At 33.2% G+C, this 15,657-nt stretch carries 12 protein-coding genes and 1 pseudogene; 6 read left to right on the top strand and 7 right to left on the bottom strand.

The window, feature by feature from the left end:
- Positions 1–411 precede the first annotated feature (411 nt).
- A pseudogene (locus GLP24_RS10160) lies at positions 412–903 on the bottom strand (transposase); the annotation flags it as partial.
- Between the two features lie 55 nt (positions 904–958).
- Entirely contained in the window at positions 959–2,323 is a 1,365-nt protein-coding gene (locus GLP24_RS10165) for a diguanylate cyclase (RefSeq protein ID WP_232615957.1), read from the bottom strand.
- A gap of 183 nt (positions 2,324–2,506) precedes the next feature.
- On the opposite strand from GLP24_RS10165, the gene GLP24_RS10170 reads away from it, so the two are divergent.
- The 4 genes from GLP24_RS10170 (at position 2,507) to GLP24_RS10185 (ending at position 8,051) form a co-directional block, all read left to right on the top strand.
- Positions 2,507–2,851, top strand: coding sequence for a hypothetical protein (locus GLP24_RS10170; RefSeq protein ID WP_101768008.1), 345 nt, complete (start codon positions 2,507–2,509; stop codon positions 2,849–2,851).
- Complete coding sequence (locus GLP24_RS10175) at positions 2,848–3,342, top strand: hypothetical protein (protein WP_232615958.1); 495 nt, start codon at positions 2,848–2,850, stop codon at positions 3,340–3,342. The genes GLP24_RS10170 and GLP24_RS10175 overlap by 4 nt, the downstream gene beginning before the upstream one ends.
- 233 nt (positions 3,343–3,575) lie before the next feature.
- Positions 3,576–5,261: an ATP-binding protein gene (locus tag GLP24_RS10180; RefSeq protein ID WP_232615959.1), complete on the top strand. Its 1,686-nt coding sequence runs from the start codon at positions 3,576–3,578 to the stop codon at positions 5,259–5,261.
- A 684-nt stretch (positions 5,262–5,945) separates the two neighbouring features.
- Positions 5,946–8,051, top strand: a complete 2,106-nt coding sequence (locus GLP24_RS10185) for a S9 family peptidase (protein WP_232615960.1) — start codon at positions 5,946–5,948, stop codon at positions 8,049–8,051.
- Positions 8,052–8,176: 125 nt separating this feature from the next.
- Here GLP24_RS10185 and GLP24_RS10190 read toward each other — a convergent pair whose 3' ends face one another.
- From GLP24_RS10190 to GLP24_RS10205, 4 genes are all read right to left on the bottom strand, one after another.
- Positions 8,177–8,872 carry a Crp/Fnr family transcriptional regulator gene (locus GLP24_RS10190; RefSeq protein WP_101768006.1) on the bottom strand — a complete coding sequence of 232 codons (696 nt, stop codon included), beginning with the start codon at positions 8,870–8,872 and terminating at the stop codon, positions 8,177–8,179.
- A 133-nt stretch (positions 8,873–9,005) separates the two neighbouring features.
- On the bottom strand, positions 9,006–9,740 hold the full coding sequence (locus GLP24_RS10195; protein ID WP_232615961.1) for a nucleoside phosphorylase: 735 nt from the start codon (positions 9,738–9,740) through the stop codon (positions 9,006–9,008).
- Positions 9,737–10,465, bottom strand: coding sequence for a nicotinamide riboside transporter PnuC (gene pnuC, locus GLP24_RS10200; protein ID WP_232615962.1), 729 nt, complete (start codon positions 10,463–10,465; stop codon positions 9,737–9,739). The genes GLP24_RS10195 and pnuC overlap by 4 nt, the downstream gene beginning before the upstream one ends.
- Before the next feature lie 244 nt (positions 10,466–10,709).
- Positions 10,710–11,465, bottom strand: a complete 756-nt coding sequence (locus GLP24_RS10205) for a ZIP family metal transporter (RefSeq protein WP_152654448.1) — start codon at positions 11,463–11,465, stop codon at positions 10,710–10,712.
- A 308-nt stretch (positions 11,466–11,773) separates the two neighbouring features.
- Here GLP24_RS10205 and GLP24_RS10210 point away from each other — a divergent pair, with 308 nt between their 5' ends.
- Positions 11,774–12,016, top strand: a complete 243-nt coding sequence (locus GLP24_RS10210; RefSeq protein WP_152654447.1) for a hypothetical protein — start codon at positions 11,774–11,776, stop codon at positions 12,014–12,016.
- A gap of 157 nt (positions 12,017–12,173) precedes the next feature.
- A complete protein-coding gene (locus GLP24_RS10215; protein ID WP_167388523.1) occupies positions 12,174–12,485 on the top strand; it encodes a hypothetical protein in 312 nt (103 codons plus the stop codon).
- Between the two features lie 46 nt (positions 12,486–12,531).
- Here the strand turns inward: GLP24_RS10215 and GLP24_RS10220 are convergent, their stop codons facing one another.
- Positions 12,532–15,654 carry an efflux RND transporter permease subunit gene (locus GLP24_RS10220; RefSeq protein WP_232615963.1) on the bottom strand — a complete coding sequence of 1,041 codons (3,123 nt, stop codon included), beginning with the start codon at positions 15,652–15,654 and terminating at the stop codon, positions 12,532–12,534.
- Positions 15,655–15,657: the final 3 nt, after the last annotated feature.

The raw sequence follows: 15,657 nt of genomic DNA on the forward strand, positions 1-15,657 counted from the left end.
AATGCTTGATGTGGTTGATCGATTAATCGTTATGGAACATGGTCATATCGTTGCTGACGGCCCTAAAGAACAAGTATTACAAACATTACGTAACGGTAATATTAATCAAGTATCAATCAATACATAATGATGTTTGACATTGGTTTTGTCTTAATAGATAGCAACTTTTCATATTTCTATCCATTTAAAAGTAACAAAGGTTACTTTAGTACAAACAATTTCCTAAAATTAAAGTGAGTATTCCTATTTAATAGGTTGATTAAATTTAGAAGAAAACACTAAAAGATCTGCTATTAAATTCACAGTATCTAACAATATATCGTTTATTGTTCATAATGAGAGAATAAAATCAATCATTACGAATAAGCTTACCTGATTACCAATCAGGTCTACTCAATAAAATAAAGCTTAATATTGATAAAACTCCTTACCATTTTTTAATAATGAACCATAAATAATATCTGCCGTTGTCAGTCCATTAAAAAATATAAGCTATCTGATATAACAAGTATTTTGTTTTTTCAAACAAGAAATTATACTTACTGCGTATAAATAGGATGACATTCCTCATTCAAAAAAATCGCAAATATAAAGATATTCGACCTGAGTACCGTTTTCACTTTTCGCTTTAGTTCTAATATTAAAATACTATTTTCATCTTGCGTAATAAGATAAATAGCTAAAAAAACGGTAATTTTTAATGATGAAAAAATATCTGACGTCAATGACATTTGATGGCAACATTTATTACATTGATATAATAGTCAATATTTAAGTTCACAATAACGTTTCAAGCCACATTCATGAGAAACGTAACCATTTTACCCAACGTAGATTAAATAAACGTTCTTTACATTGTTTTTAAGTCCCATATGTTTGTATAAATTCGAATATGAAAAATATTAATACTACAAGTTATTTCACATTTAATTTTTACTATCTACAACTATAGGTATCATTATATATCAGAAGAAAAGTTGAATTCATTATTCATTAAATTCTTCACTAATTTAAATTCTAATAGTAATTTATTATATATCTCACCAATAATTTCAATATTATCTAATTTTGCTATATTTTCGATAATCGTCAAAAATTCATATAAACGATCAGCTCCTATATCACCACAGATTCCTTTTAATTTATGACTAAAAAAAATAACTTTTCCTCTATCATTATTATCTATATTATTTCCTAATTGTAGAGCATATTCAGAAAATGTATTTATAAAAATCTCAATGATTTCAATATAAAAATCTCTATCGTCACCAATTCTATTCATTGAACTTTCTTTATCCCAACACATATAATAATTACTTTTATCTTCACTATTTTTAATAAGTGAAATTTCTTTATCTAATAATGTTGAACTATTTAATATCGTCTGTTGATGTAATTCATTATCTTCTATAAAATAACTATTTTTACCATTACCTTTTATTTTATATAAAGCATTATCTGCAACATTTAAGGCCTCAACCATGTCATTCGGGATGTTTTTTGAAAAATAAGTTACACCACCAATACTTATAGTTACATAACCAATTTTTGTTTTTTTATTTTCAATTCTATTTGAATTTAATGCTGAAATAATCTTTTTTGATAACATTTCAGCACCCGTATTATTTGTATTAGGAAGAAGAATGACAAATTCTTCCCCCCCAAATCTATATACATTATCTGTACTTCTACTTAATGACTTTTTAATTATCGATGCAACTTTTATTAATGTATTGTCTCCACTTGTATGCCCATAAGTATCATTAAACAATTTAAAATCATCAATATCGATCATTAACAATGAAAAATAAGCTAAATTTCTCTGACAATAATTTATTGCAACAGGATAATCTTCATCAAGAGCGAAGCGATTTGAAATATTTGTTAATCTATCTTTTTTTATTAAAGACTCTAATATTTCAGTCTTTATTTTATGTTCTATATGTGTTTTTACTCTATGTGTAAGAGTTAAATGATTAATAGGTTTTGTGATAAAATCTACACAACCAGCTTTCCAGCATTTCATCTGCATCTTATCTTCATAATGACTAGTAACAAAAATAACTGGAATATTTTTTGTTTCAGGCTTTGATTTCAGAACGTAACATATATCAGTTCCATCAAGACCTTCCATCATAATGTCTAGTAATATAAGATCTGGTTTATAACATAAAGCATATTCAATCGCCTGTTCACCATTAGTAGCTAAATACACAGTAAATAATGGCGATAATATTCTATTTGATAATTCCAAACTTAAATTTTCATCATCTACAACTAAAACGGACGATTTTTTATATTTTTCATCTAATAGATCTAACATTAGAAGCCGCCTTATAAATATCTAATTAGTCATTATCCTCTTATTAACACTATATTTTTTAAATATTTATCGCCACTTTATCACTCGTTATTTATTGAAATTTGGATATGCATCACACTTAAATTTGAAAATTTACAATAAAAATGTCTAATATAATAAAGACAATATTTAAAGGAGTATATTATGATAAATTTATCTTCATTCTATCAAGAACTAGATAATGATAAAGAATCGATTATTACAATTTTAGAATTATTTCTATCTGAATATGAAGATTTTATAATTTATTATACCGACTATTTTAGTGACGAAAAATGGCATGATATATATATATCGTCACATTCATTAAAAGGAATATTAGAAAGTTTTGGTGAAAAAGATCTAACATCATCTCTCAGGGCGATTGAAATAAAGACATCGAAAAATGAAAATATAACTACAGATGATTTAAATCATGTAATAAATAAATTACCTGAAATATTAATTGAAATAAAAGTAGAGATTGAAAAATTAAGGCAAAACATATGATTAAAAATAGTTTTAAAACAATTAAAGGTCAAATGTTAAGTGGATTTTCAATATTAGTCATACTATTATTATTTTATTTTTTTGTAAATCATGAATATAGAAATGAAGAAAATAAATTAAGAAATATACAATTGTCAATATCAAGATCAGTTAATGACATGTTATCAATACGAAGAAATGAAAAAGATTTCATAGAGCGGATGGAGTATAAATATATAAAACAACTGAATATTTCCAAGAAATCATTAAATAATATTATTCAAAAAATAGAATCTGATTTAAATAATGGAGGGTTTGAAAAAAATATTTCATTTCCAGACATATACCTTGCAATTGGAAAATATGAATCAAAATTCAATGAATTTATAAAGTTAAAAAAAACACTACATTCTGAATATGATAATAAAGATAACTTATTACGTATAAATAAAGATTTCAGCACAAAACTAACAATGGATTTATTGAAATTAAAAAAACATCAATATTATTAAATTTTATTAACACATCATATAAAATAAATAAATTCCTATTATATCCAAGTATAAAAAGTAAAAAAGAAGCCATCTTAGAAATAAATAAGTTAGTAAATAACGCAAAGAATGATGATAATATCATTTATCATGAAATAATTAATTATAATAATAATTTTAATAACATTATCAACATTTATGAAAAAATTGGATTTAACCATCAATTTGGGTTGCATTTAGAGTTGCGAAAAACGATGCATGTCATTGAAGATAAGCTAAATTTACTACAACAAAAAACACCTATAAAGATAAAAAATCGTTTAGATAAAATTGAGAAAAACCTACATTTATTAGCTTTATTAACTTTAGTTTCAATTTGTTTGATACTTATATATATATATCGTAAAATATCAAAATTGGAAAAAAATATTTTAATTTCAAAATCAAATGCGATTAAAGCAAATATAGAAAAAAGTACATTTTTAGCCAATATGTCACATGAAATAAGAACACCATTAAATGGCATTATTGGAATGTCAGAGATATTATCGAGTACCGATCTTAATATTAATCAAAAAGAATATTTATCTATACTTAATTCGTCTTCTCATAGCTTACTCGCTTTAATTAATGATATTCTTGATCTGTCAAAAATTGAATCAGGTAAGTTAGAAATCAATAATCACTCTGCAAACATTAGAACAATAATATATGATTCAATATCTTTAAGTTTAAATAAAATACAAGAAAAACAATTGTCATTAGAAGTTATTATACCAAGTAATATTCCTGATACAGTTTATATTGATGAGCAACGTTTAAAGCAAATATTAATCAATCTAATTTCTAATGCTATTAAATTTACAGAAGAAGGAAAAATAACAGTACAAGTAACTACATTTGATATTCATAAAAAAACAGAAAATATATACATATCTATTAAAGATACTGGTATTGGTATTGATCAGGAGAATTTAAAAAACATATTTAACCCATTTGTACAAGCTGATAACACTATAACAAGAAAATTTGGTGGTACAGGGTTAGGTTTAAATATTTGTAAGTTATTAATAGATAAAATGGATGGTATATTAGATGTAGAATCTAAAAAAGGGATTGGAACTATCTTTTCTTTTAAATTACCAATGAAAATAATTAGATTAAAACCAAAATTAAAAAAAGAATTATCTAAATGTAATATCGTTTATAGAATTGAAACTGATTATGTAAAAAATCTTTTAGTCAATGAGTTGGATTTCTATCGTATAGAACCAAAGGAATTTGATAATGATTTTGGTTTCAATATTTTTATCTATGAACATATAAATGACAATTTGACACGGAATGTTATTGGTGAAATGCGAGAATCAATTGATAATATTAAAGTAATTATCATTTACGATATCTCAAATCCACCTGATAACATATATGAACTTGCTGATAGTATTAGCGCATATCCTATATTTGGAGATAAAATGATAGAAGAGATAATATCATTAACATCTAAAAAATCAATAAGTAACAATGAATCAGATACTCTAAAAGTAGATGGAAAAATATTAGTTGTTGAAGATAACATTGTAAATCAAAAAGTTGTAAAGCTTCATCTTGAAAAAGAAGGATACATTATAGATATCGCAGAGAATGGATTACAAGCACTAAATAAAATTAAAAATGGGAATTCATACGATATTATTTTAATGGATTGTATGATGCCAGAAATGGATGGATTTACTGCAACTATAAAAATTCGAGAATATGAAAATGAATATCATAAAAAAAGAACACCAATTATAGCGCTAACCGCAAGTGTCATAGAAAAAGATATTCAGAAATGTCTTGATTCAGGAATGGACAAATATCTATCAAAACCACTAAAAAGAGAAATTTTATATAGTACTATTGCTGATGTTATATCATCTAATAAAAAGTTGTCATAGCGTATTTCATCTTAAAATAAGTTGATAATTTTAAATAAAGGCTCAGTACATAGCACTTGGCCTTTTTTATTCTCTTTATCTGGTGTTTTTTTCTAAAATTAAATCATTTCGTCAATAGTTTCACATTTATAAAGTAAATATTCTTGTTTAAATATACCACCATCCCGTTTAGCTAGAGTATTTTAATAGTCATTGATGGCTAGATAACATCTTTAACTAATTTCCCTTAATAAACATCTGGTACAAATGACAAATAATACACGTAAATACATCACTATATTAAGAACAGTCTGAATGTATGAACTCGATCTTTTATTCGCTTTTTAATGGTACATTAAATTTCACCTCCTACTCAGAGATGATATCATCTCCTTTTAATATGAGTAGGTAACATAATGACAAAACGGACTCAGCAACATGCAAAAACGATTTTATAAATCACATAAAAACCAATAACTTCAATTAGATAAACTCATAATTTAAACATCAATTACTGTTCTACTCTCTGTCACTAATAATCATCCTCTATTTGTATTACTACTTACCATTCTGTTTTATAAAACTAAGGATTGAAAAAACCAATAGTAGCCCCAAGATTGTTACTATCAAAGCAAATAATATTGCTGTATCTATTGGCATTACTGAGCCATTTATCTCACTCAGTAGCCACAAAAGGATCACACTTTGAACAACACAACATCAGCGACATCTCATGATAATAGCAACACTCTGGCCGTGACTGCCCCTGTGGCTAAGAAAATCCCCCATGAGATGAACATCCATAATGATACCCGTATTGATGATTACTATTGGATGCGAGATGATAGCCGCACTGATCCTGAGGTCATCGCGCATCTTGATGCTGAAAATAGTTATACCGATGCAGTAATGACACACACCACTGCATTACAGCAAACATTATTTGATGAACTAAAAGGACGTATTATTAAAGATGATAATACGGTTCCTGTAAAGCAAGGCAGTTATTACTATTCAAGTGAAGTTTCAGGTGATAATGAGTACCCTATTTCTGTTCGTGCGACTGATTTTGCGGGCACCGATAAACAAGTATTACTCGATCTAAACCAACTCGCATCTGAGCATGATTACTATGATGTTTCCAGTGTAAGTATTAGTGTTAATGAAAATTTATTAGCTTATGGTGAAGACACGGTAAGCCGTCGTATTTATACTATTAGAATTAAAAATATCACCACAGGTCAATATATTGCTGATGAAATCACGGGAACCTGTGGCTCTGTTGCTTGGCAAAATGATAACCAAGCGTTTTATTATATTCACAAAGACCCACAAACCTTATTAGGTTATCAGGTTTATCGTCACCGCTTAGGTACACCACAAGCTGACGATCAGTTGATCTTTGAAGAAACTGACCAAACTTTCTATACCTCAATCGGTAAAAGCAAAGACAACTCACTAATTTATATCTGGCATTCAAGCACAGAAACCAGTGCCGTCTCTTTTATTGATGCTAACGATGCCAATGCGCAAGCTGTATCGTTCTTAGATCGTGAAGCTGGCTTGGAATACAGCATTTCTAAGCTTGATGACTGGTTCTATATTCACACTAACTATAAAGCGGTTAACTTCCGTTTAATGAAAGTGGCTACAACTGATATCGCCAATAAAGATCATTGGCAAGACGTGATCCCTGCGCAAGAAGGCGCAATGTTGGAAGATTACGAGATCTTTAATGATTATCTAGTATATCAGCAGCGTGAGAATGGCTTAACTCGCATTACTGTGCGTGATCTTCACACTCAACAGCAGCAACAATTACATTTCAACGATGAAGCATTCACACTTTATCTTTACGGTAATAAAGAGATTGATTCAGACAAATTACGCCTGTATTACTCAAGCATGACCACACCAGGTACTCACTACGATTTTAATCTTAACGATGGCAGTAATGTAGTACTCAAGCAAGCACAAATCCTCGGTGATTTTGATGCGAATAATTACCACTCTGAACGTATTATGGTGCCGGCTCGCGACGGTAAATCCGTTCCGGTATCACTGGTTTATCGTAAAGATTGCTTTAAAAAAGATGGCACTAACCCGTTGTATCAATATGGTTATGGATCATACGGCGCTATCATTGACCCAAGCTTTTCATCAACCCGATTAAGTTTATTAGATCGTGGTTTTGTGTATGCGATTGCGCATATTCGTGGTTCTGAAATGTTGGGCCGTCCTTGGTATGACGATGGTAAGAAACTCACCAAGCAAAACACCTTTAATGACTTTATTGATATTACTCGATCATTAGTAGAACAAGGCTATGGCGCAAAAGACAAGATCTTCGCTGTCGGTGGCTCTGCGGGCGGTTTATTAATGGGCGCGATTATCAACCAAGCCCCTGAGCTTTACTGTGGCGTTGCAGCTCACGTACCGTTTGTTGATATTGTTACCACCATGCTGGATGAATCAATTCCGCTGACAACTAACGAGTATGATGAGTGGGGTAATCCAAACCACAAAGAATACTACGACTATATGTTGAGCTATTCACCCTACGATAATATTACCGCTCATGACTACCCTCACCTATTAGTGACTACGGGTTTACATGACTCACAAGTGCAGTATTTCGAGCCGATGAAATGGGTTGCTAAGCTGCGTGATATTAAAACGAACGATAACCGTCTATTGTTTAAAGTTGATATGGAAGCAGGTCATGGTGGCGCATCAGGTCGTTTTAAAGCATTACGTGAAGATGCACTAGAATACGCGTTCTTTATTGATCTATTAGCTGAACAGAAATAGGTCTAGCGGAGCCGTGATAAGTTATCAACGCATAACATTATGCGTAATCATAAATATCAAGTAATAACATCAAATAATGGCGGCTTAATCAGTCGCCATTATTATTTTAAATATTCAGAAATAACTTACGATAATTCATAATCTTCAAAATGATCCACAAACCTCTGTAACCCAGCCAAATCCACAATAATAAGCTCAGAACCTTGTTTCTCAACTAATCCTTGCTGAATCAATGTCTTTAATGCGCGTCGATAAACACGGCTTGATGTACCAAACCGTTCAGCCTCTTTATCTGCTTTATTAAATCGACCAAGGGTCATCGAATTACGGGCGTGCTGAAGTAAATCAAATGCAATATTGTAAGTAATGGGATGTAATAAACGGTGGGTGTAAATATCAAGCGAGTCTTGGTAATCAAGCGCCAATGCAGACGCAAAAAACAAACTAAATTCAGGGCGTTCTAACAGTAATTTCTCTACTTTTTTTATATCAAGAATGTCAATTTCTATCGCTTCTTCAACAACAACAGACCATTGGCATGGTGTTTTAGTAAAGAACTCCATTTCACCAAAGACATTATAGTTACAGTCCATCTCTCCTAATTGAAAACGACGCCCATTAACAGCACAAATATGCATCGACACTCGTCCAACAGGCACAATCATTAACTGAGTAATATCCTGACCTTGCTGCATGATAGCATCGCCGATTTGGTAGCGTTTACTGCCTATTTGACACTTATATAGTGCCAGGCGAAAGCTCGCATAATGTTGAGTTAGGTAATCACTAAAACGGATTGAGGAGGAAGGAGTCAATTGCATTGCGCATATCACTGTTATTTCATTTTAAATCAAGATAGCGGGTTTTTATGGCACTGAATAGGAAAATTTATAGTGCACATTAAAATAGCCCAATTTATAAAAATCGGGCTATTAATTTGGTGATTAAATAGACTCAAACAACCTTAATAAGGGCATTCAGCGCAGTATGGGCAGCTAACTGTTCCCCTTTAATCATATCTTCAGCTTCATTAACATAAGCACTAATCCCTTCACTTACATTCTGCTGATAAAGCACCACGTTATTCAGAATTGCGGCTGTTTTTAGTTGACGTAAACGACCCACCGTTAATAAGGCAGAAGTCTCCATATCAGCCCCTAATACGCCTTTTTTATGCCAATACTCACAAATACTGTCTTCATCATCGGTATAAAAACTATCGTGAGAACGTACAATACCACTATGATAGTTGATATTCTGTTGCGATAAATCCGTTTTTAATAAGTGAACCAATTGATGATCAGCAATAGCCGGAAATTCACTTGGAATATACGCTTTAGAGCCACCTTCATCTCTCACCGCACCTTCGGCAACAATGATTTCACCTAAACCAATATTTGATTGCAGTGCCCCTGCTGAGCCAACACGGATAATATATTCAGCGCCACAGCGTTTGAGTTCTTCTAAAGCAATAATCATTGATGGTGCGCCCATCCCCGTACTACACAATGTAACGGGCTTACCCTGATAGTCGCCATTAATGATACGGTATTCACGATTTTCAGCAATTAACACACTATTTGTTAAGAAACGTTCTGCAATGCGATTAACCCTATCTGGCTCACCGCAGACTAAAATACCCGTGGCAATCTGACCGTGGCTGATTAATAAGTGTGGTTGCTGATTCATGCGATAACCTTCTTAGCTTGTGGTTTATTTCTGTTAGCAATTGCAATCCAGCAACGGGCGCCATTCGCAGCAACAAAGAGCAGAATCGCATACTGAATAGAAAGTGCATACACACCTGGTGCGGCATATAAACCGACGCTGATGATGTTAATAATCACCCACACAATCCAATTTTCAACATACTTACGTGTCATCAGAATTTGAGCAACAATAGACAGTACGGTCATGGTTGCATCCCAAAATGGGAACGCGCCAGGTTGTAATGTTGGAGCCGCTAAATTAGCTCCGAAAACATTTAACACATCTACCGCTAAATTAGCTAAAGCAAAAAACACAGGGTTGATATAAACCGTTAGCAACCCAATCGCAATCACACTTAACGTCACTGTCATGGCTAATTTTTGCTTACTTAACCACCGAACTTCTAAGTTATCGCCCTCACTGGTTGGCCTTGTCCATGCAAACCAACCATAAACATTGGCAACAAAGAAAAACACTTGCAGTAATAACAACCCATACAATTGAATTTGAAAGAAAATAATACAAAATAAGGTGACATTAATAAGACCAAAAAAGAAGTTTATGGTTTTTTCTTTACTGGCAAACCAAATACATAGCAGACCAAAGACAGTACCAATGGCTTCAATCCATGACATTGCATAGCCGTCACCAATGGGGAAATTAACAAGGGTGTTATTGATATCAAACCAAGCAAGAAAATCCATCTGTTATTCCTTTTGTTCTCATTAATAATTTAACGCTATTGTAAAAGGTATATTTACCTAAGATCAGGACATTTGTCCCATCGCAAGTGAGGCGGATCAACTTTTGAATAATTAGCACATCAGTTTCTCACTCAAGTACGTAATTATTTAATGACAGTAGGATTATTGCTCAGAAAAGGCTGTTCCGCGTTAGCTAAAAGGAACTAACGCGGACAATAAGATAGGATATTATAGAGGCAAACAATTAAGCCCAAATAGCAACCACGGCCATTAGCGCAAACCCGATTACAACAAAGGTAAAGTTTCTTAAATCACAACACTTATCAACCAACGTCGATTGTTTTAAGCCATGCAATGTACCAAGGTACAAAAATGTGCCCGCAGCTAATGAATAAAAGATCGGCTCTAATAATGGATAATTATCAGTATATTCTAAAATCCCCGATCCTAACCCAACCCCAATAGGCAACATTATGGTAAAGAGCGCAAACATGATTAAAGATTGGCGTAACGACAGTCGACTTTTACTTAATTGCACTGCCAATGAAAAACTTGCCGCCCATTTGTGCGCTAAAATAGCAATGAGGATCATCACCATCATAGTGATAGATCCGCTTAATCCAAGTACCGTACCCGCCAATAACGAATGAATAGATAAAATAATCATCGCTAAAACAGCAAATGCAGGGCTATTGCTATCACCATGTTCATCTAAACGACGACCTAAGTGTTCAAACCACAATAATAGTAAAAACACACAGCCCGCTAATACGAAAGCGATAGGGTACTCAATACCATGTTTTAAAAATGATTTTGAAGCGTCACCCAACATATGAATAAGACCAGCACCCAAAAAAACACCTGATGCTAAAGCTTCTGCGGCTGGTGATTCTAAAGGTCGAGTCGTTTTAAATTTACGCAGAAACGGATACAAGCCAGCGAGAACAGTAGTCACAAAAATAAGCACTACTGATAATATTTTAAATTCATCGAGATTCATGTTGTATTCCGCATAGTTAATCAGCTGACTTTATAGCACTTACAGGATTACTCTGCGAACGATTTGAATGTAAAACATTAATTCCATATAGCAACAATATCAATTATTACGAAAATTTGTATTTTTAATAATAAAAAAGCAATTAAACACATCAAGATAACAATATAATTGATTAGTTATCAAGCAATTATATTTAACAACCTCTAATGTTTCCAAATAGCATATAAAAATAGGATCAAAATTTCATTTAAAATAAAAAACTGAACTACGCTTAGTGAGTCCCGATATATCATAAAATAGAGGTATTTATGGCAACTCAAAAAACAAAAGAATCAACACATGAAACAATGAAGCATCACTACTCTGATGATGAAAAACACAAGCATGATAAAGATCATCAACAATATCGCGAACATGAACCATCACATGAACATCATATCCATGGTGGTGTTGGTGCTGCACATAAAGAAACTCACCACCATCATTACACAACGCATCATCACCACCATTATTATGGTCCCGTCACTATCATCAATAACGATGACGAATAATCATTATTTAATACACTAAAACATGCTGATAAATTCATTTCTAATTAAAAATATATTTGCATGTTTTACTTCTGTAAATTATCTTTCCACCACAAGATATTAATTTTCATTTATAATATCTATCTCATAAATCATCACTTAAAAGTACGCACACTATATGAAACAATTTATTATTACATGTCTATTCTGTTTATTGTTAGTCGGATGTGTAACTGAAAGTATGCGTACCATTCCAACAAGAGTAAGTGTAGATGCGGGAGTTGGATTTAACCCCTGTGGTAGTGAAATTGAAGGTTATCATTTCGAGCAAAATGGTGTTATCTCAATTAATTGTACTAATGGCAATATTTATTCAGTCCGTGATCATACCGAGCTCAATCATATGAAAAAAAATGTTCTTGAGTGCCAACAAAAAGGCTTTAATGATTATAGCGAGTGTTTATCCAGTAAAAATACAACTAAAAAATAATTGCTAATCATTGAATATCTATCAGGTATTCAATTATAAGAAAAATTCATTTATCAAGCTGTGGACGCCACCAATAATGCAATAAACGGCGACAAGCTTGTTTGATGTCATTCAAAATTAAATATAGAGCAGGCACTAATAGTAAAGTAACTACTGTTGCAAATAAGATCCCAAATGCCAATGATGTTGCCATAGGGATCACAATCTGTGCCTGCAAGCTCGTTTCAAGTAAAATAGGCGCCAAGCCAAAGAAGGTGGTTAGTGACGTTAGTACAATGGCACGAAAACGACAGCACCCTGCATCAATAACGGCGTCATAAAGAGGAGTACCTTGTTCCAAAGCACGGTTAATAAATACCACCAGCACTAAAGAATCATTCACCACTACACCAGACAATGCCAAAATACCAAACACACTCAGTAAATTAAGTGAAATATCTGCAAAATAGTGTCCAGCAATGGCACCAATAATACCAAAGGGGATCACCGACATAATAATCAACGGTTGGCTGTATGATCGTAATGGAATCGCCATTAATGCAAAAATAGCAACCAGTGCTAATACCGCATCACGAAGTAGGCTAACTTTCGTTTCAGACTCTTCTTTTGCTTGCCCATCAAGTTGAATGTTAACGGTTGGATATTGCTGACGTAATAACGGTAAATAATCTTTATTTATAATGGTATATATCTCAGATGGAGAAGCTTTACCTTTGTGGACATTTGCACTAACGATCAATGTTCGACGTTTATCTACCCGATTAATACTGTTTAGTGCTGAAATAAAATCAATGGTTGCCACTTCAGAAAATGGCACCAACGTACCATTTGCTAAAACCACTTTCATATTTTGTAAATAACCGACACTACGACGCTCATCAGCAGGATAACGTACCATCACTTTCACTTCTTCGTTATTGCGTAAAATACGTTGAACCTCAATACCATGAAAAGCATGTCGAACTTGATTGGTCAGATTCGCGACGGATAAACCTAATATTTTCCCAATTGGCGTTAACTTTATATTAATCTCTTGTGTTGGCGCGGATAAATCATCTTCAACATTAAATACCCCTTGGTAACGTTTAAGCTGCTGTTTTAATTGCGTAGCCGCTTGTAATAGTTGCTGACTATTCTCGCCTTGCAAACGGTATTGAATATCACTTTTCTGACGATCAATAGATGCTTCATACGCAATAGTTTTAACACCAGATAATGGTGGAATATATTGTTTCCATTTATTTAAAATCTCAAAGCTAGTGATCGGTAAACTTTCGCTTTTTTCTAATTCAACCAACACAAACATATTATTGTTATCTCGCATATTAACAAAGCTATGCTTCACCACATGCACACCCTGCTGCTGATAAATTTCTTCATCAGTTGCATACAACGCCTGTTCTAATTGATTAATAACCTTAATATTATTTGCTTTTGAATTAGAATCATTCATTTCCACCCGCACTTGAATATAATCAGACGGCAACTTAGGAAAGAACACCCACCGTAATTGTCCACTGAACACTAATGCCAACGCTAAACACAACACACCGAAAAATGTCGCTAAGACGCTATATCGATGTATGATGGCTAAACCAATAAAACGTCGATAATGAACATGAATAAACTTATTTACCGCCTGATTAAAGCGTTGTTTCATTCGTACAATAGGATTATTCCAGGATCGTTGTTGTACTAAACGCGATCGAGCTAAGTGGGCGGGCAAAATTAATTTAGATTCAATCAGGGAAAAAGTTAAACATAAAATAACCACCCATCCAATGGCCTTAAAAAATTCAGTGCGGGGGCTATCTGACAACAGCATTGGCACAAATGCAGCCATGGTCGTTAATACCCCAAAGGTTGCAGGAATAGCGACTCGCTTCGCCCCTTGAATAACATGATTAACCGTTTGTCCTTTTTGTTCTACTTCTGAATAAACACTTTCTCCCACAACAATCGCATCATCAACCACGATCCCCAGTACGAGAATAAACCCAAATAACGACAATAAGTTAATGGAGATATTAATCATCTCAAATGGCATAAATAATAACGTGCCAAGAAAACAAAAAGGTAACCCAAGTATTACCCAAAATGCTAATCTCACTTCAAGAAAAATAGCGAGAATAATAAACACCAATAATCCGCCATACACCATATTAGACAGCATCATATTAAGCCGCCCTTCAAGGTAATGTGACATATCAGCCCATTTATCAATATGAATGCCAGCGGGTAATTGCGCCTTTTTATTCATCACATAATCACTGATTTGCTGGGAGATGAGCGTTGCGTCTTGATTAGGAAGATTTCGAATTTGTATCACCGCAGCACGTTGTTGATTAAACCGATTAAGCACCGATTGCTCAACAAAACCATCCATGACGGTAGCGATATCAGACAGGCGTAATCGACTCCCATCAGCGTTCGTGCGTAAAACAATATTGGCAAATTGATCGCCTTGATAAAGTTGTTCTGTGGTGCGAACTAATACATCACCATCTTGGGCTTTAATTGCACCAGCGGGTAAATCCAATGAACGTTGCTGTAATACCTGTGCAATTTGCTCAATGGTAACGTCATGATCACGCAGTTGGTGTGCGGCTATTTCAATTGCTATTTCATCATTTCTTATTCCGCTTACCGTCACCGCTGTCGCACTGGTTTGCTGAATAATTTCATCTTTTACAACTTGAGCATAACGTTTAAGTTGGCGATCACTCAAATCACCATATATTGATAAAAACATCACATTACTCATAAATTCCGCCCGTTGAATCAAGGGCGGCTCCATTTGAGTAGGGAATGTCGTAATATTATTAACCCGCTGTTTTACCTCATCTAAAACTTTATTAAGATCAGCATCATTATCAAGTTCAACCGTAACAACCCCACTTCCTTGGTTGGCAACAGCCGTCACCCGCTTAATATCAGCAAGGTCATCAATAGCTTGTTCAATTTTAACAATGATCCCTTGTTCTACATCGGCAGCGGCAGCTCCTGTATATTGAGTGGTTATGGTAATTTTATGAGTACCAAAGGCAGGAAATATCTCTTTATTAATAAGATTAACTGAAAATAAACCACCGATCATCACCAGCAGCATCAACAAATTAGCGGCGACATGATTACGCGTAAACCAAGCAATGATCCCTGATGATTCCATTCC

Source organism: Photobacterium carnosum (genome assembly GCF_021236965.1).
Classification (GTDB): Bacteria; Pseudomonadota; Gammaproteobacteria; order Enterobacterales; family Vibrionaceae; genus Photobacterium; species Photobacterium carnosum.

Bases quoted from the DNA above. Each gene is read 5' to 3' on its own strand.
- GLP24_RS10195 (WP_232615961.1), bottom strand. From the start codon at position 9,740: ATGAATCAGCAACCACACTTATTAATCAGCCACGGTCAGATTGCCACG.
- pnuC (WP_232615962.1), bottom strand. From the start codon at position 10,465: ATGGATTTTCTTGCTTGGTTTGATATCAATAACACCCTTGTTAATTTC.
- GLP24_RS10215 (WP_167388523.1), top strand. From the start codon at position 12,174: ATGAAACAATTTATTATTACATGTCTATTCTGTTTATTGTTAGTCGGA.
- GLP24_RS10220 (WP_232615963.1), bottom strand. From the start codon at position 15,654: ATGGAATCATCAGGGATCATTGCTTGGTTTACGCGTAATCATGTCGCC.
- GLP24_RS10165 (WP_232615957.1), bottom strand. From the start codon at position 2,323: ATGTTAGATCTATTAGATGAAAAATATAAAAAATCGTCCGTTTTAGTT.
- GLP24_RS10180 (WP_232615959.1), top strand. From the start codon at position 3,576: ATGCATGTCATTGAAGATAAGCTAAATTTACTACAACAAAAAACACCT.
- GLP24_RS10175 (WP_232615958.1), top strand. From the start codon at position 2,848: ATGATTAAAAATAGTTTTAAAACAATTAAAGGTCAAATGTTAAGTGGA.
- GLP24_RS10190 (WP_101768006.1), bottom strand. From the start codon at position 8,872: ATGCAATTGACTCCTTCCTCCTCAATCCGTTTTAGTGATTACCTAACT.
- GLP24_RS10205 (WP_152654448.1), bottom strand. From the start codon at position 11,465: ATGAATCTCGATGAATTTAAAATATTATCAGTAGTGCTTATTTTTGTG.
- GLP24_RS10210 (WP_152654447.1), top strand. From the start codon at position 11,774: ATGGCAACTCAAAAAACAAAAGAATCAACACATGAAACAATGAAGCAT.
- GLP24_RS10170 (WP_101768008.1), top strand. From the start codon at position 2,507: ATGATAAATTTATCTTCATTCTATCAAGAACTAGATAATGATAAAGAA.